This window comes from Kineosporia sp. NBRC 101677, from assembly GCF_030269265.1.
Taxonomy (GTDB): domain Bacteria; phylum Actinomycetota; class Actinomycetes; order Actinomycetales; family Kineosporiaceae; genus Kineosporia; species Kineosporia rhizophila.
On the sequence record NZ_BSTA01000003.1, the window covers coordinates 521187 to 537927 of the forward strand.

At 70.0% G+C, this 16741-nt stretch carries 14 protein-coding genes; 5 read left to right on the top strand and 9 right to left on the bottom strand.

Going from position 1 to position 16741, the window contains the following annotated elements; translation table 11 throughout:
• Positions 1-36 precede the first annotated feature (36 nt).
• Positions 37-210 carry a hypothetical protein gene (locus QSK18_RS11255; RefSeq protein WP_285618567.1) on the top strand — a complete coding sequence of 58 codons (174 nt, stop codon included), beginning with the start codon at positions 37-39 and terminating at the stop codon, positions 208-210.
• 3 nt (positions 211-213) lie between these two features.
• On the opposite strand, the gene yjfF is transcribed toward QSK18_RS11255, so the two are convergent.
• From yjfF to QSK18_RS11290, 7 genes are all read right to left on the bottom strand, one after another.
• Complete coding sequence (gene yjfF, locus QSK18_RS11260) at positions 214-1257, bottom strand: galactofuranose ABC transporter, permease protein YjfF (RefSeq protein ID WP_285618570.1); 1044 nt, start codon at positions 1255-1257, stop codon at positions 214-216.
• Positions 1254-2291, bottom strand: coding sequence for an ABC transporter permease (locus tag QSK18_RS11265; protein WP_285618572.1), 1038 nt, complete (start codon positions 2289-2291; stop codon positions 1254-1256). The genes yjfF and QSK18_RS11265 overlap by 4 nt, the downstream gene beginning before the upstream one ends.
• Positions 2288-3847 (bottom strand): sugar ABC transporter ATP-binding protein, encoded by a 1560-nt coding sequence (locus tag QSK18_RS11270; protein ID WP_285618574.1) that lies wholly within the window; start codon positions 3845-3847, stop codon positions 2288-2290. Before QSK18_RS11270 ends, QSK18_RS11265 begins: the two co-directional genes overlap by 4 nt.
• Before the next feature lie 90 nt (positions 3848-3937).
• Positions 3938-4936 (bottom strand): ABC transporter substrate-binding protein, encoded by a 999-nt coding sequence (locus QSK18_RS11275; RefSeq protein WP_285618576.1) that lies wholly within the window; start codon positions 4934-4936, stop codon positions 3938-3940.
• A 512-nt stretch (positions 4937-5448) separates the two neighbouring features.
• A complete protein-coding gene (locus QSK18_RS11280) occupies positions 5449-7044 on the bottom strand; it encodes a GTPase (RefSeq protein WP_285618577.1) in 1596 nt (531 codons plus the stop codon).
• Entirely contained in the window at positions 7044-8795 is a 1752-nt protein-coding gene (locus QSK18_RS11285; RefSeq protein ID WP_232810470.1) for a GTPase family protein, read from the bottom strand. Before QSK18_RS11285 ends, QSK18_RS11280 begins: the two co-directional genes overlap by 1 nt.
• Positions 8796-8858: 63 nt before the next feature.
• Complete coding sequence (locus QSK18_RS11290) at positions 8859-9329, bottom strand: Lrp/AsnC family transcriptional regulator (protein WP_285618580.1); 471 nt, start codon at positions 9327-9329, stop codon at positions 8859-8861.
• A 102-nt stretch (positions 9330-9431) separates the two neighbouring features.
• On the opposite strand from QSK18_RS11290, the gene QSK18_RS11295 reads away from it, so the two are divergent.
• Together QSK18_RS11295 and QSK18_RS11300 are read left to right on the top strand one after the other, a co-directional pair.
• On the top strand, positions 9432-11066 hold the full coding sequence (locus QSK18_RS11295; protein ID WP_285618581.1) for an alpha-keto acid decarboxylase family protein: 1635 nt from the start codon (positions 9432-9434) through the stop codon (positions 11064-11066).
• A gap of 160 nt (positions 11067-11226) precedes the next feature.
• The gene (locus tag QSK18_RS11300) at positions 11227-12381 is read left to right on the top strand and encodes a flavin-containing monooxygenase (protein WP_285618583.1); all 1155 of its coding nucleotides are present in this window, start codon (positions 11227-11229) and stop codon (positions 12379-12381) included.
• 13 nt (positions 12382-12394) lie between these two features.
• Here QSK18_RS11300 and QSK18_RS11305 read toward each other — a convergent pair whose 3' ends face one another.
• Together QSK18_RS11305 and hutH are read right to left on the bottom strand one after the other, a co-directional pair.
• Positions 12395-13708: a M20/M25/M40 family metallo-hydrolase gene (locus QSK18_RS11305; RefSeq protein WP_285618585.1), complete on the bottom strand. Its 1314-nt coding sequence runs from the start codon at positions 13706-13708 to the stop codon at positions 12395-12397.
• A 98-nt stretch (positions 13709-13806) separates the two neighbouring features.
• Positions 13807-15369, bottom strand: coding sequence for a histidine ammonia-lyase (gene hutH, locus QSK18_RS11310; protein ID WP_285618591.1), 1563 nt, complete (start codon positions 15367-15369; stop codon positions 13807-13809).
• Positions 15370-15467: 98 nt separating this feature from the next.
• On the opposite strand from hutH, the gene QSK18_RS11315 reads away from it, so the two are divergent.
• Positions 15468-16229 (top strand): IclR family transcriptional regulator, encoded by a 762-nt coding sequence (locus tag QSK18_RS11315; RefSeq protein ID WP_232810464.1) that lies wholly within the window; start codon positions 15468-15470, stop codon positions 16227-16229.
• A gap of 72 nt (positions 16230-16301) precedes the next feature.
• A complete protein-coding gene (locus QSK18_RS11320) occupies positions 16302-16703 on the top strand; it encodes a nuclear transport factor 2 family protein (protein WP_285618595.1) in 402 nt (133 codons plus the stop codon).
• Positions 16704-16741: the final 38 nt, after the last annotated feature.

Here is a 16741-nt window from a genome sequence, read left to right on the forward strand (position 1 = left end):
GATCCTTTTTAACCCGATTCGGCCCTCTCCCGCACGTTGAGGGGGCCACCCACCGGCCGGCGCGACCTTCGCGATCCGAACGCGCTCGGGGTGCTGGTGGCCTCCGGCCGGACCCGGGCCCGGACCTATGGGGCTGGTCCGGCTTTTCCCGAGTCCGTGCTGGAGACCGCCCGCACCCCGACGCTGCTCGTCGATCCCTACCGGCAGTAGGCCTCAGCCGCCGGATCTCACCGCGCTCTTACCGGTGACCACCCGCTGCAGCACGATGAAGGCGAACAGCAGCACGCCGACCACGATCCGGGTCCACCAGCTGCTCAGGTCGCCCTGGAAGGTGATGATGGTCTGGATCAGGCCGAGCACCAGCACGCCCAGCACGGTGCCGAAGAGGTAGCCGGAGCCGCCGGCCAGCAGCACGCCGCCGATCACCACCGCGGCGATCGCGTCGAGCTCCAGGCCGTTGCCGTGCAGGCTGTACCCGGACAGCGTGTAGAAGCTGTAGATCACCCCGCCCAGGGCGGCGCAGAACCCGCTGATGCCGTAGACCGCGATCCGGGTGCGGGCCACCGGCAGGCCCATCAGCAGGGCCGAGTCGGAGTTGCCGCCGATCGCGTACACACAGCGGCCGAACCGGGTCCAGGTCAGCACAACCGCCGCGATCAGCACCACCACCAGGGCCAGGATCACGCTGGAGGAGATGAACACGCCGCGGTCGAAACGGATCCGCTGCTGGGCGATGCTGACCCAGAAGCCGTTGTCGATCGGGATCGAGTTGCGGTCGATCAGCAGGGCCAGGCCGCGGGCCAGGAACATCCCGGCCAGCGTGGCGATGAACGGTTCCACCTTGAAGTAGTGGATCACCGCGCCCATGGACAGGCCGAGCCCGGTGCCCAGGACCAGCAGCAGCGGCAGCACCACCCCGGCCGGCCAGCCGGCCTGCAGCAGGGTCGCCCCCAGGGTGGTGGTCAGGGCGACCACCGCACCCACCGACAGGTCGATCCCGCCGGTCAGGATCACGAACGTCATGCCGACGGCGACGACCAGCAGGAAGGCGTTGTCGACGAAGATGTTGAGGACGACCTGCGGGTGGTCGAAGCCGTCGTAGTTGACCACGCCCAGGCCGTACATGAAGGCCAGCAGGCTGAGGGTGGCCAGGACGGGCACGTGGCGGCGGCTGATCTGCACGTTGCGCCGGCTGGTGACGGTGGGCCCGGGAGCGCTCAGGTCCACGTCCGGTTCGGCCCGGGTGGTCTCGGTCATGCCGCGGCCTCCTTCGTGGTGAGCGCGGGCTGGGGCTTGTTGCCGCGCCCGAGGACCCGGGCGCGGAAGGCGGCGGACTGGCCGAGGCACAGGACGACCACGACGACCGCCTTGAACAGCAGGGTGGCCTCGACCGGGATGCCGACGCTGAGGATGGTGATGTTCAGGGTCTCGATCAGGATCGCGCCCAGGGCGGTCCCGGCGAGGGAGAAGCGCCCACCGGTCAGTGCGGTGCCGCCGATCACCACGGCCAGGATGGCGTCGAGCTCGATCAGGTTGCCCGCGGCGTTGCTGTCGGCGCTGGCCACGTTGGAGCTGTAGATCAGCCCGGCGATGCCCGCGCAGACCGCCGCGATCACGTAGACCAGCCAGGTGAGGCCCCGGGCGTTGATGCCGGCCAGGCGGGAGGCGTCCGGGCTGCCGCCGACCGCCTGCAGCAGCAGGCCGAGGGCGGTGCGGGTGGTCAGCAGGATGGCCACGACCAGGACGGCGGCGGCGATCAGCACCGAGACCGGCAGGCCGAGGAAGTACCCGGCGCCGATCACCCGGTAGGGGTCGGAGGTGACGTTGAGGATCTGCCCGTCGGTGATCAGCTGGGCCAGACCGCGCCCGGCCACCATCAGGATCAGGGTGGCGACGATCGGTTGTATCCCGATCACCGACACCAGGAACCCGTTCCACACCCCGAGGACCAGACACAGCAGCAGGGCCAGGAGCACGGCACCGACCACTCCGGCGACGCTGTGCGGATCGCCCAGGTCACCGATCAGCAGGCAGGCCAGGGCCCCGGAGACGGCCATCACCGAGCCGACCGACAGGTCGATGCCGCCGGTCGCGATCACCAGCGTCATCCCGATCGCCACCAGGGTCAGTGGCGCCGCCCGGCGGAAGATGTCGATGATCGTGCCGAACAGGTGCCCGTCCTGCACGGTGATCCGGAAGAAGTTGTTCGAGAAGAACAGGTTGAGCACCAGCAGCAGCACCAGGACGGCGAACGGCCAGAACAGCCGGTGCCGGGTCAGGTTCGTGATCATGACGCGGCCTTCCCTTCGGTGTCCGCGACCGTGCCGCCGGCGATGGTCTGCATGATCCGGTCCGCGTCCACGGCGTCGGTGTTCTCCAGTTCCTCCACCAGCCGCCGGTCGCGCAGGATCTCGATCTTGTGGCTGAGCCGCAGCACCTCTTCCAGCTCGGCGCTGACGAACAGCACGGCCATCCCGCCGTCGGCCAGTTCGGCGACCAGCCGCTGGATCTCGGCCTTGGCCCCGACGTCGATGCCGCGGGTGGGCTCGTCCACGATGAACAGCCGGGGCTCGGTGATCAGCCACCGGGCCAGCAGCACCTTCTGCTGGTTGCCGCCGCTGAGGTCGCGCACCCGCCGGTCAGGGTCGGCCGGGCGGATCTGCAGGGCCTTGACGTACTTGTCCACCAGTTCGTCGGCCCGGCGCCGGGAGACCGGCCGCATCCAGCCGCGGGAGGCCTGCAGGGCCAGGATGATGTTGTCGCGCACGCTCAGGTCGCCGACGATGCCCTCGGTGCGGCGGTTCTCCGAGGAGAAGGCGATACCGCGGTTCATCGCGGCCCGGGGGGTGCGCAGCGTGACCGGCTTGCCGTCGACCTTCAGCCTGCCCTCGTCGGCCCGGTCGGCGCCGAACAGCAGGCGGGCCAGTTCGGTCCGCCCGGAGCCCAGAAGACCGGCCAGACCGACGATCTCACCGGAGTGGATGCGCAGCCCGAACGGCTCGATGCCACCCTTGCGGCCCAGGTCCTCGGCCTGCACCAGCGGTTCACCGCGCTCGATCCGGGCGGTGGCCTCGCGGGGTTGCTGCTCCAGGTCCTCCAGGGTGGCCAGGTCCTTGCCGATCATCTTGGAGACCAGTTCCATCTGCGGCAGTTCGGCGGTGCGGTACTCCCCCACCAGCCGGCCGTTGCGCAGAACGGTCATCCGGTCGGCGATCTCGTAGACCTGGTCGAGGAAGTGCGAGACGAAGACGATGGCCACGCCCTCGGCCTTGAGCCGGCGCATCACGGCGAACAGCTGGGCCACCTCGGAGGCGTCCAGGCTGGAGGTCGGCTCGTCGAGGATCAGAACCTTGGCGTCGATGTCGGTGTTGCTGAGTGAGCGGGCGATCGCGACCATCTGCTGGATGGCCAGCGAGTAGGAGCTCAGCGGGGCGCTCACGTCCAGGTCGAGGTCGAGCCGCTTGAGCAGTTCGCGGGCCCGGCGCCGGGTCTGGCTCCAGCGGATCTTGCCGAACTGCCGGGGTTCCCGGCCGAGCAGGATGTTCTCGGCCACCGAGAGGTTGGCGCAGAGATTGACCTCCTGGTACACGGTGCTGATACCGGCCTGCTGCGCGGGCAGCGGGCCGGAGAAGCGCACCGGCTTGCCGTCGAGCCGGATCTCACCGCCGTCGATGTCGTACACGCCGGTGAGAACCTTGATCAGAGTCGACTTCCCGGCGCCGTTCTCGCCCATCAGGGCGTGCACCTCACCCGGCATCAGGCGCAGGTCGACCCCGTCCAGGGCCACCACACCGGGAAAGACCTTGCGGATACCGGTCATCTCCAGGACCGGGGCATCGTCGCCCATGGTTACTCCGTTTCTGCGGGCGTCGGCGGTTCCACCGTGAGAGTGCGCGGCCGGTCCGTCGGGACCGGCCGCGCACTCTCACGGGCGTGATCAGTACTTGCGGTCGGGCAGAGCCTCCTTGGCCTGCTCCTGGGTGAAGGTGGTCTCCTCGGTGAGCACGCGCTTCTCCACGCTCCCGCCGTCGGCCACCGTCTGCGCCAGCTCCATCAGTTGCGGCCCGAGCAGCGGGCTGCACTCCACGATGAAGTTGATCTTCCCGTCGGCCAGCGCGGTCATGCCGTCCTTGACCGCGTCCACCGTGATGATCTTGATGTCCTCGCCCGGCTTCAGGCCGGCCGCCTCGATCGCCTCGATCGCGCCCAGGCCCATGTCGTCGTTGTGGGCGTAGAGCACGTCGATGTCGTCGTGCGACTTCAGGAAGGTCTCCATCACCTGCTTGCCGTCGGTCCGGGTGAACTGACCGGTCTGCGAGGCGATGACCTTGAACTTCTCCGGCTCCGCCGCGATGACCTCGGCGAACCCGGCCTTGCGGTCGTTCGCCGGGGCGGCGCCGGGCGAGCCCTGGAGCTCGACGATGTTGACCGGACCGGTCTCGTCCTTGTACTCCTCGACCAGCCACTCACCGGCCTTCTTGCCCTCGAGGACGAAGTCCGAGCCGATGAAGCTCTCGTAGAGGCTCTCGTCCGGGGAGTCGATCGCCCGGTCGGTCAGGATCACCGGGATCTCGGCGTCCTGGGCCTCTTTCAGCACCGTGTCCCAGCCGGACTCGACCACCGGCGAGAACGCGATCACGTCGACCCGCTGGGTGATGAAGGAGCGGATCGCCTTGATCTGGTTCTCCTGCTTGCCCTGGGCGTCGGAGAACTTCAGCTCGTAGCCGGCCTCCGCGGCCGACTCCTGGATCGACTTGGTGTTCGCCGTGCGCCAGCCGCTCTCGGCCCCGACCTGGGAGAACCCGAGCACCAGCTTGCCGTCGCCGCCACCACCGCCACCACCGGCGGAGCCGCTGCCCTCGTCGTCGCCACAGGCAGCCAGCGCCGACACCATCAGCGCCGCCGCGAGCAGTGCGCCAGCCCTTTTCTTCAACATCCGTACCTCCTGGGGACCACGTCAACACCGTTGTTAACGTTCACATTTTTGATCACGGCGATGGGGGAAGCGATAGAATTCGAAATGTTTTCGGCGATCGAATCCCGCCGCTGATTCAAGCCCCCGCTCCCCGGCCACCGTCCGGTTCGTTCATGGAGTGTCGCCGGTGACCGGGCATGCGTCAATGGCCGAATTGAAACACCTAGACCCGAACCTGGGTATCGCCTTTCGGTGGCGTCTAGTGATATTCAGCAAGGGCAGTGAGACCGCCCGGCGCATTGCCGGGTCATTTCCCTTGCCCATTTCCGAGCAGGCGATGTATCACGCGAAAAGGGGCTCGCCGCCGCCCAGGGCGGAGCGAACCCCTTTTTCCGTCAAGCGTCGGTCGATCGCAGGCGCGGGAGTGCACGGAGGCCCTTACGCAGGGCTGTCTGGAGCTGCGCTGACCGGACAAGAACAACGGCCATGACACACACGACGGTGAGGCCGACGAACACGGCCCCTGGTGGGTCTCAGCCGCGCACACGAGCCAGCACGGTGCAGAACTGCCGCCTAGCAGCCAGTTCGCGCTCGACCGGTGCCAGCACCGTCTCGTCGGCAAGCCGGCTGATCCGTTCTTCCAGCCGGCGACGTGCCTGCTGCGCCCGCCGCCGAGCTCCGGTACGGGCGAAGAGCCCGCAGGCCTGAGCGAGCAGGAACCCGGTCAGTAGCCCGGCCACCAGCAGGACGGTGGGTACCGGCAGCGGACCCCAGTGCGGCAGTGGAGGATCCGGTAACTGCAGCCAGGCCACGGCGAACAGCATCACCAGCCAGACCAACCCGGCCGTGGCGGCGGCCAGGAGCAGCCACTGCAGGGTTCCGGCGACCCGCCACCAGAGGGGACGCCGGCCCAGGCCGAGGTCGGTGCCGGCCACGGCCTGGTCCAGCAGGTCGGCCATGCGCTCCTGAGAGCTGCTGGCGGCCCGGCGAATTGCCTGCGGCCAGGGCTGGGGCAGCCCGCCCGCCGCCCGGTCGCTGATCTGACGCAGCGCATTGTCCACGTGCGCGCGTTGCAGGGCCGAGGGTGCCGGTAGCGAGGTGCGCACCAACTCCGACGGTTCGTCGCGCAGGCGAAGGCGCCGGGCCGGGTCCAGACGCAGCCGTGACGTCCAGGCGGTCACCGGCCAGCCGGTGGCCCGGCGCGCCCGCAGCCGGTACGCCCCGGCCACGGCCTCGCTCACCACGTCCACGCCCGCCGCCGCCCCCAGGGCACGCGTCAGGGCCTTACGGTCGGCGGCCGTGATGGCCTGGTCCGCGGCACCGGCGCAGCTGTCGTCCAGGCGTTCGGCCATGACTGAGAGGTCAGCTGACAGTCGGCGCATCGCACCCTGTTTGGCATCGACATTCTTGGCCAGCACGTCCCGCAGAGCCTGGATGCCGTCACCCGTGCTCGCCGATGCGGGCAGAACCGTTGCTGCGGCGAGGCCCTCGGACTTCAGCAGGGTGCGCAGGTCGTCCAGGCACCCGGCGCGGGCCTGCGACGGCAGGCGGTCGACCTGGTTCAGGACGACGAGCATCACGTCGGCGTGCGCGGCCAGCGGGGCCAGGTAGCGCTCGTGCACGGCGGCATCGGCGTACTTCTGCGGATCGAGGACCCAGACCAGGAGGTCCACCCGCTCGATGAGCCGCTCGGCCTCCAGCCGGTTGCCCTGCTGGACCGAGTCGACGTCGGGAAGATCCAGCAGGACCAGACCGTCCAGCTCAGGCACCGATTCGGCGCCCAGCAGGTGACGGCGGGGCACTTCCAGCCAGTCCAGCAGCGCCGTCGCGTCGCTACTGCCCCACACCGCCGCATGTGCCGCCCCCGTTGTCGGGCGGCGCATGCCCACCTGCGAAAGTGGTTCTCCTACGAGCGCGTTGAACAGTGACGACTTGCCGCTGCCGGTGGCTCCCGCCAACGCCACCACCGTGCGCGACTCCCCGAACCGCAGCCGATCACTCGCTTTGGCCGCGATCTGTTCCGCTTCCGCGACGACCGCCGGATCCAGGCGCCCGTGCGAGAGGGTAAGCACCTCCTGCAGGGCATCGAGCCGCTCAGCGAGACCGGAACGTCGCCCGGTGAGCAGCATCAGTTACTCCCCGGAATGCCGACCGCGCCCGGACGTGTCGTGGAACGAGCGCTCCGGCGCACCTTTTCGAAATCTTCCAGAGCTCTACGCAACCCCGTCGACGACTCGACATCCGGGGATGCGCCCTCAACGACGTCCAAAAACCGCTGTTTTTCGTTGCCCAACAGGAATTCTACGCGTTCGAGAAGATCCGCGCGGGCCCGGGTGGCGAGCGCGCGTACGGCGCTGTCTCCGAATACCGCCTCGAGCACCTTCTGGCTGGCGGCGGAAGTTCCTCCAGCGACCAGGAACTCGATCCCGCTGAGTCCGCCGGTCTGGGCAAAGACCGCCAGCATGAGCACCAGCCCGGCGCCATTGGTGCCGAAAGATGCCAGCCGGGCCATCGAGCGTTTCTGTCCGCCTTCGGCACTGACCAACTCCAGCACGCGGCCCTGCCAGGCCCGGATCTCCTGTTGCAGAGCGGCGGAGAACTCCGGCGAGGTGTGCCCGAGAGTGGGCGCGCGGTCGGCGAGCAGGGCGCGTCCGGCCGGGCTGTCGCCCCAGGCGTCGACGGTGCGTTCGGCCGCGCGCTCGGCGGCCGAACGCAGCAGCGTCTGCACGCTGCTTTCAAGGGCTTCTTCCACGGCTGCGGTGGGAGCCTGGCGGCCGGTGACGAATGCGGTGAGGCGATCACGCAACCGGCCCACTTGTTGTTCGAGGTTGCGGGTCAGCTGGCCGGTTCCGACGAATTCCTGCCAACGGCTGAGCACCTCGCCGCGCAACACGCTGCCGCTGCGGATGCCGTCGTCGAATTCCCGCACGGCCTCGGCGTAGAAGTCCTCGGCGGTGTCGCGCAGCACCGCTGCCGCCGCCAGTTGCTCGTCAACTTCCCGGGCCAGCAACGACACTCGGGCGCGAACGCTCTGCAGGGCACCGTCCAGGGTGGTGCGGATGACCTCGGAGCGGGCGTCGGCATCGCCGGCCAGGCCGTCCAGCCAGGCCCTCAGGGGTGCGACGATCTGTTCGGGCAGCCGGTCGTCGGCGTTGTGCAGGCCGGTCTCGGGGATCGCGAACAGGGTGGCCCGGGCCAGGCCGTTCTGGTCGAGCATGGCCGCCAGGTGCGAGCTGATCTCGCGCAGCCCTTCGGGCGGCACGCGATTGATCACCACGGCCAGTGCGGTACTGCGTTGCTGGGCGGTGTGCAGCATCTCCCAGGGCACGGCGTCGGCGTAGCGGGCGGCGGTGGTGCAGAAGATCCACAGATCGGCGGCCGACAACAGCTGGGCGGCCAGCTGGCGGTTCTCGGCGACGACCGAGTCGATGTCGGGGGCGTCGAGCAGGGCCAGCCCGGCCGGGACGCCCGGGTCGGCGACCACGTGCAGGCTGCGCCCACCCCCCTGGCTGCCGTCGCCGCTGGTGCGGGCCAGTTCGGGCAGGATCCGGTCCTCGGTGAACCAGCGCCGGTCGTCGGGGCTGCAGACCAGCACCGGCCCGCGGGTGGTCGGGCGCAGCCAGCCGGCCTTGGTGACGTTGGCGCCGATCAGGGTGTTGACCAGGGTGGACTTACCCGCGCCGGTGGAGCCGCCGACCACCGCGAGCAGTGGGGCGTCGAGTTGGCGCAGCCGGGGCAGCAGGTAGTCGTCCACCTGACCGGCGAGCTCGGACCGGGTCTGCCGGGCCTGCCCGGCTCCTGGCCCGGACAGGTCCAGCCGCAGGTCACCGACGCGTGAGCGCAGCGTTTCCAGCGCTTCGGCCAGAGAGGGGACGGTCATGGGCCTCATCATGGGCACCCGGGCTGATTGCACCAGTGCAGCCGTCCGCGCGGGGACGGGTCCTCAGCGGTCGGCCAGGCGTTCCAGCAGCAGGTCCATCCGCAGCGAGTGGATCTTCTTCAGCACGATCGAGGTGCTGGTGCGCACGATTCCGGGCATGTCGAGCAGGCTCTCGGTGACCCGGTTCAGGTCGGCGGTGTCGCGCGCCACCACCCGGGCCAGCATGTCGCCGTCGCCGGTGGTGGCCAGCAGCTCGACGATCTCCGGCAGGCCGGCCAGGGCCGCGTTGGCCTGGTCGCGCATGCGCTGGCTGATGGTCACGGTGACGAAGGCCATCAGCGGGTACCCGAGGGCCTCGGGCTCGACCCGGCGGCTGGTGGAACTGAGGACGCCGCTGGTCTCCATCCGCCGCAGCCGGGCCTGCACGGTGTTGCGGGCCAGGCCCAGGTCGTTGGCCAGCGCCACGACCGTCGCCTGGGGGTTGCGGTCCAGGGCGAGCAGGATGCGGGCGTCCGTGCCATCCAGAGGTGTCATGTTGCTCAGTCTCTCACCGCCTCGTCGGGGCAGTTGCGCAGAATGCTCAGCCCGGCTCTCGGGTCTTGCGCAGTCTGCTTCCAAGATCGCATGTTGATGCCCATGAGGATGAATCTCGCTGAGTACCTGGGCCGGCGGCTGCGGCAGGCCGGTGTGGAGCACCTGTTCGGTGTGCCCGGCGACTTCAACCTCACCCTGCTCGACCACCTGAACGAGGTCGAGGGTCTGGCCTGGGTCGGCTCACCGAACGAACTGGGCGCGGGGTACGCGGCCGATGCCTACGCCCGCACCCGGGGGCTGGCGGCGCTGGTGACCACCTACGGTGTGGGTGAACTGAGCTGCATCAATGCGGTGGCGGGCAGCGCGGCCGAGGACGTGCCGGTGGTGCACGTCGTGGGCAGTCCCCGCACGGCCGCGGTCCAGGCCGGCCGACTGGTGCACCACACCCTCGCCGACGGCGTCTTCGACCGGTTCGAGCACGCCTACCGACAGATCAGCGTGGCCGTGGAGACGGTCACCGCCGAGCGCGCCACCGAGCAGATCGACGCCGTGCTGTTGGCCGCGATCACCCACCGCAAGCCTGCCTACCTGAGCATCCCGCAGGATCTGGCCACCCTGCCGGTCGACCCCGCACCACTGGCCACTCCCCTGGCCCCGGTTCGGGACGAGGCAGCCGCCCTGCGTCTGCGAGAGGCCCTGGCCAACCTGTTTGAAGACGCTGTCCGCCCCGTTCTCGTGGTCGGTCACCTGGTGGCCCGGTTCGGTCTGGGTGCGCAGGTACTGCAGGCCGCCCGCTCGGCCGGCATCCCCATCGTGACCACGCTGGCCGCCAAGGGCGTGATCGACGAGTCCGACCCGCTGAATCACGGCGTGTACGCCGGAACAATGGTGGACGCCCGCAGCGCCCAGTTGGTCGCCCAGGCCGACCTGGTGCTGGAACTGGGCACGGTGGCCTCGGACGTACTGTCGGGCTTCTTCACCCACCGCCCGGCCGACGAACGCACCCTCCAGGTGCACGCCACCTTCTCGCAGATCGGCGAGACCTCCTACCCTGTCCATTTCGCAGACGCAGTGCAGGAACTGGCGGCGCTGTGCTCCGGCGTGCGCTTCGAAAGCGTTGCTGCACCAATCAATCCGCTGCTGCCAGACCACGAGGACGAGGAACTGACCCAGGAAAATCTCTGGCGCGCGGTGCAGTCGTGGCTGCCCGAAGGCACCGCCCTGCTGGCCGACACCGGCACCGCCTTCTGGGGCGCGGCCTCCCTGGCCTTCCCCGACGACACCGTCTTCCACGCCCAGCCGATCTGGAACTCGATCGGCTACGCCCTGCCCGCCACCCTGGGCCAGGGCCTGGCCGATCCCTCCCGGCGCCCGGTGCTGCTGATCGGCGACGGGGCCGCCCAGATGACCGTGCAGGAACTGAGCACCATCGCTCGCTACGGCCTGAACCCGGTGATCCTGCTGCTGAACAACGCCGGCTACACGATCGAGCGGGCCCTGCAGAGCCCCAAGGCCGGCTACAACGACGTGGCCCCCTGGAACTGGACAGCCCTGGCCGAATCCCTGGTCCAGACGCCCATTCACACCCGCACGGTGAAGACGACGACCGAACTACGGGCCGCCCTCGAGGAGGCTCCGAGCGACCAGATGGTGCTCATCGAGGCCGTCCTGGACCCGTTCGACGCCCCGCCCCTGCTGCGCAGGCTCGCCGAACTCAACAACGCCGGGGCCGAGTAGCGAGGTCGGCCGGGCCCACGCGGATACGGGACGGCGACGAGTGTCTCGGCCGTCCGTCGCTCACCGTTTCAGCACGCTGAGCCCGGCCGACCATTGCGGTAGGGCACCCCGCTATGTCATGTTCTGTACCCTCCGGCAGCTCAAGGATGAGGAGTGCCTGTTGTTCTCCGACGTGACCATCGTGGGTGCCGGCGCGGCCGGCCTGGCGGTGGCGGCTCAGCTGAAGCGCCACGGCGTGGACAGCGTCGTCCTCGAGCGTGGGGACGCCGTCGGAGCCAGTTGGCGCGGCCGGTACGACCGCCTGCGTCTGCACACCACGCGGCGACTTTCAGCGCTGCCGGGGCTGGCGATGCCTCGCGAGTTCGGCCGGTGGGTACGCCGCGACGACCTGGTCAGCTATCTGCAGGCGTACGCCGAGAAGTTCGACCTCGACGTACGGACCGGCACGACGGTCGAACGAGTCGAGTCGGCCAGCGACGGTGGCTGGTCGCTGCACCTGGCCGGCGGCGCCACCCATCGCACCCGCACGCTGGTCATCGCCATTGGCTACCTTCACACTCCCCTGATCCCCGACTGGCCCGGCCGCGAGTCCTGGAACGGTCAGCTCATCCACTCGTCCCAGTACCGCAATGCCGAACCGTTCCGGGGCAAGGACGTTCTGGTCGTCGGACCCGGCAACAGCGGCGCCGAGATCGCCAGTGACCTCGCCGAGGGCGGTGCTGCCTCGGTGAGCCTGGCGGTGCGCACCCCGCCGCACATCGTGCGCCGCACGGTCGCGGGCTGGCCGGCCCAGATGAACGGCCTCCTGCTCGGCGGGCTGCCGGAGCGTATCTTCGATCCCGTCGCAGCCGGCCTGGCCCGGGTCGAGATCCCGGACCTACGGCCCTACGGTCTCTCCCGCCCGGTCGTGGGCCTGAAGACACGGTTGCGCACCTCGCGCTACGTGCCCTTGCAGGACGTGGGGATCGTCGCGGACATTCAGCAGCGGCGGGTGAAACCGGTCGCCGCCGTGCAGAGTTTCACCCTTGACAGCGTGGAGCTGGCCGATGGGACGAGCCTGCGACCCGATGCCGTGGTCGCGGCCACCGGCTACACCACTGGACTAGGCGAACTTTTCGATGATGCAACGCTGTTCGACAGTGACGGCCTTCCGGTGGCGCATGCGGGAGTCCCGGCTTGGCCCGGGCTCTACTTCATCGGCTACGACGTGACGCTGGGCGGGATGCTGCGCCAGATCCGGATCGAGGCGCAGCGGGTGGCCCAGCACGTGGCCCGTTCGTCACACCACGGGCAACCCGCCGACCGCGGGCTCTGATCCCGGCGCACCCTCAGCAGTCGGACAGAAAGCTTTGCAGGACGGCGGTTCCGAACTCGAGCGCGTCGGTCGGGACCCGCTCGTCCACCCCGTGGAACAGGGCGGTGAAGTCCAGGTCGGGTGGCAGCCGCAGGGGGACGAAGCCGAAGTTGCGAATGCCCAGCTGCTGGAACGACTTGGCGTCGGTGGCGGCCGACAGCATGTACGGCAGCAGCCGGGCCGTCGGGTCCTGCGTGCGGATCGCGGCCGCCATCCGGTCGACCAGGTGGCCGTCGAAGGTGGTCTCGACCGCCGGCAGCGAACGGACCTGCAGCTCGATCTCGGGCCCGAGCACCGCTCGTACGTCCCGCTCGAGGATCTCGCGCTGACCGGGCAGGAACCGCCCGTCCACGACGGCGTGGGCCACGGAAGGCACGACGTTGTCCCGGTAACCGGCCTGGAACACGGTCACGTTCGCGGTGTTGCGCAGGGTGGCCCCGATCATCCGGGACAGGCTGCCCAGCCGGGCCACCGCCGCCTGCGGGTCGTCCTCGTCGAACGGGACGCCGGAGATCTCCCCGACGACGGTCAGGAAGTCGCGGACCGGGCCGGTCAGGACCAGCGGGAACTCGTGCTGCTCGAGGCGGGTGACGGCGGCCGCCAGCTTCGCCACGGCGTTGTCGTGCCCGATCATCGAACCGTGCCCGGCCACCCCTCGGGCGGTGAGCCGCAGCCACATCGAGCCCTTCTGGGCGGTCTCCACCAGATAGCCGCGCACGTCGTCGGCCAGGGTCACCGAGAACCCGCCGACCTCGCCGATCGCCTCGCTGACGCCCTCGAAGAGCTGCGGGTGGTTCTTCACCAGCCACTGGGCCCCGAACACCCCGCCGGCCTCCTCGTCGGCGACGAAGGCGAGTACCAGGTCGCGTGGGGGTACCGTGCCGTCCCGCTTGAACTGCCGGGCGACCGCGAGCGTCATGGCCGCCATGTGCTTCATGTCGACCGCTCCTCGACCCCACAGGTAACCGTCGTCGACGTCGCCGGACAGCGGGTGCACCCGCCACTCCGAAGCATCGAAGGGGACCACGTCGAGGTGTGCGTGCACCAGGAGGGCCCCGCGGGCCGGGTCGGCCCCCGGGATGCGGGTGATGACGTTGGCCCGCCCGGGAGCCGACTCCAGGTACGTGACCTGGTAACCGACGTCTTCCAATTGGGCGGCAACGTATTCGGCGGCCGACCGCTCCCCCACCGTCGTGTCGGGGTCGCCGGTGTTGGTGGTGTCGATCCGGATCAGGTCACTGGCCAGCGTCACCACCTCTGCGCCGGCGGGGCTGCTGTTCGTGTTCACGCGGCCGGCCGAAGCAGAGCCACAGGGCGGTCGAGAACCAGAGCCTTCATGGACGTCGATTCTGCCGTGCCCGGGAGATGCCGAGGGCGGTGCCCCGGTCAGTCGAGATCCACCTGCGAGCGCGCAGCCCGGGTGACGGCGCCCGAGGCGATCAGCTGCACCACGGCGTCTATCTCGGGGGTCAGGAAGCGGTCCGGGCCGGGCCCCGGTACGTGCTCGCGCACCACGGCGAGCACGGCCGCGGTGGCCGGTGCGGCGGTCAGGGGTGCGCGCAGGTCCAGGGCGCGGCTGCTGGTGAGGATTTCGATGGCCAGGACGCGGGTGAGGCCGTCGACGGCCTTGCGCAGCTTGCGGGCGGCGGCCCAGCCCATCGAGACGTGGTCCTCCTGCATGGCCGAGCTGGGGATCGAGTCGACCGAGGCGGGGTTGGCCAGGCGCTTGAGTTCGCTGACGATGCCGGCGGCGGTGTACTGGGCGATCATCAGCCCGGAGTCGACGCCGGCGTCGTGGGCCAGGAAGGCGGGCAGGCCCTGGTTGCGGGCCGGGTCGAGGAAGCGGTCGGTGCGGCGTTCGGAGATGCTGGCCAGGTCGGCCACGGCAATGGCCAGGAAGTCGAGCGCGTAGGCCACGGGGGCGCCGTGGAAGTTGCCGTTGGACTCGACCCGCCCGTCCGGGGTGACGACCGGGTTGTCGATCGCCGAGGCCAGTTCCCGGGCGGCCACGGCGTCGGCGTGGGCCAGGGTGTCACGGCCGGCGCCGTGCACCTGCGGTGCGCAGCGCAGCGAGTAGGCGTCCTGCACGCGGGTGCATTCGGGGCCCTGGTGGCTGGCCACGATCGGGGAGCCGGCCAACAGACGGCGCATGTTCCCCGCGGCGATGCCCTGGCCGTCGTGGGGGCGCAGCTGGTGCAGGTCGACGGCGAAGACGGCGTCGCTGCCGAGAAGCCCTTCGACGCTCATCGCGGCGGCGACGTCGGCGACGCTGAACAGGTTGGTGAGGTCGTGCAGGGCCAGGGCGAGCTGGCCGAGCATGCCGTCGGTGCCGTTGATCAGCGCCAGCCCTTCCTTCTCGGCCAGCACCACGGGCTGCAGACCGGCCTCGGTCAGCGCCTGGGCCGCGGGCAGCTCGACGCCTTCGCGGGTGCGCACCACGCCCTCGCCCATGACCGCCAGAGCGCAGTGTGACAGCGGGGCCAGGTCGCCGGAGCATCCCAGCGAGCCGTATTCGTGCACGACCGGGGTCAGGTGGGCGTTCAGCAGGTCGGCGTAGGCCTGGGCGGTGGTGGGGCGCACGCCGGTGCGGCCGGTCATCAGGGTGGACAGGCGCAGCAGCATGAGCGCGCGCACGACCTCGTCCTCGACCGTGGGCCCTGATCCGGCCGCGTGCGAGCGCACCAGGCTGCGCTGCAGCTGGGTGCGGGCCTCCGGAGCGATGAAGGTGGTGGCCAAAGCGCCGAAGCCGGTGGAGATGCCGTAGTGCGGTTCCGCGTCCACGGCCAGGGCCTCGATCCGGGCGCGGGAAGCCTCGACCTCTTTCAGCGCGATCGGGTCCAGGGCCACCCGGCGGCCGTGGCGGGCCACCGCAACGACGTCCGCGACGCTCACCGGTCCCGTGCCGATCAGGACGTCGTGCTCGCCGAGGGGTGCGTAAGCGTCTGTCATGGCCGCTATCTCACTGCTGCGCAGGGTGCGGTCTCTAGGCCTCGGACCAGGCCGGTGTCTAGGATGCTGGACATTGGCTTATGCGGGAGGAGCACGTGATGGGCGGCACAGCACCGGCTCCGACCGTTGATGCGGCTCTGCGCATTTTGTCCTTTCTGGGCCTGCAGCGGGGTCCGGTGGCGGCGGCCACCCTGGCTCGCACGCTGGATCTGCCCCGCTCGAGCGTCTACCGGCTGCTGGGGGTGCTGGAGGAGAGGGGTTTCGTCCTGAGATATCCCGAGGACAAGCGGTACGGGCTGGGCATCGCGGCCTTCGAGCTGGGCTCGGGGTACACCCGGCAGGAACCGGTCACCCGGCTGGGCCGGCCGGTGCTGGCCAACCTGGTGGACAAGGTGCGCGAGAGCGGGCACCTCGCCGTCCTGCTGGGCCGGGACGTGGTCTATCTTGCAGACGAGCGTGCGCCCGGTCGGCCGGTTCTGGTCACCGATGTCGGGGTGCGGCTTCCGAGCTCGCTGACCGCGAGCGGGCGGGCCCTGCTGGCCGTGCTGCCTCGTGAGCAGGTGCGCGCCATCTTCCCCGGCCCGGAGGCCTTCGCCGCCAATCCGCTTCCGCCGCAATCGTACTCACAGCTGCGCGAGGAACTGCTGGCCACCCGGGCCCGGGGTTACGCGGTCGAGAACGGTGAGATAGCAGAAGGTCTGGCGTCGGTCGCCGTGGCCGTGCGCGATCGCAGCGGCTGGCCGGCGGTGGCCCTGGCGGTGACCTTCCGGGCCGATCAGGCGACACCGGAGCGCTACCGCGAGCTCGTGGCCCAGGTGCAGCAGCACGCAGTGACGCTGGAGCGCAGGCTGTACGGCTAGGTCCTGTCCTGCGGAGGAAATGTCGGCAACACCGACACACTGTTGTCGCCCGGGCGGTCCAGGGTTGCCTGCATGACCCAGAACCCGAACCCCACGGTCACGACCACCTCCGCCCGGCACTCGCTCGACCTGTGGCTGACCATGTGGAACAGCGACGGCGACCTCGCCCGTCAGATCTGCTCCGACGACTTCCGCATCCACTTCGCGGTGACCGAGCCCGACGGGTCGACCCCGGCGGACGACATTCGCAGCGCCGAGGACTTCGCGCAGTACCTGGACTGGTGGCACGGCCAGAACCCCGAGACCGTCTTCACCCGCATCGCTGACGCGATCGACGGCGAGCACGGGCGACTGCTGTGGGACGTGGAGGCGGGCGGGCAACGCGCGGGCGGCGTGGACGTGTTCGACTTCGCCGAGGACGGCCGGGTCCGCCGGGCGTGGTCCGTCGGCGGTCAGCGGAGCATGCGCAGCTGAGGCCCATCGGTTGAGGGCCATCGGCGCCGGTGGCGGCC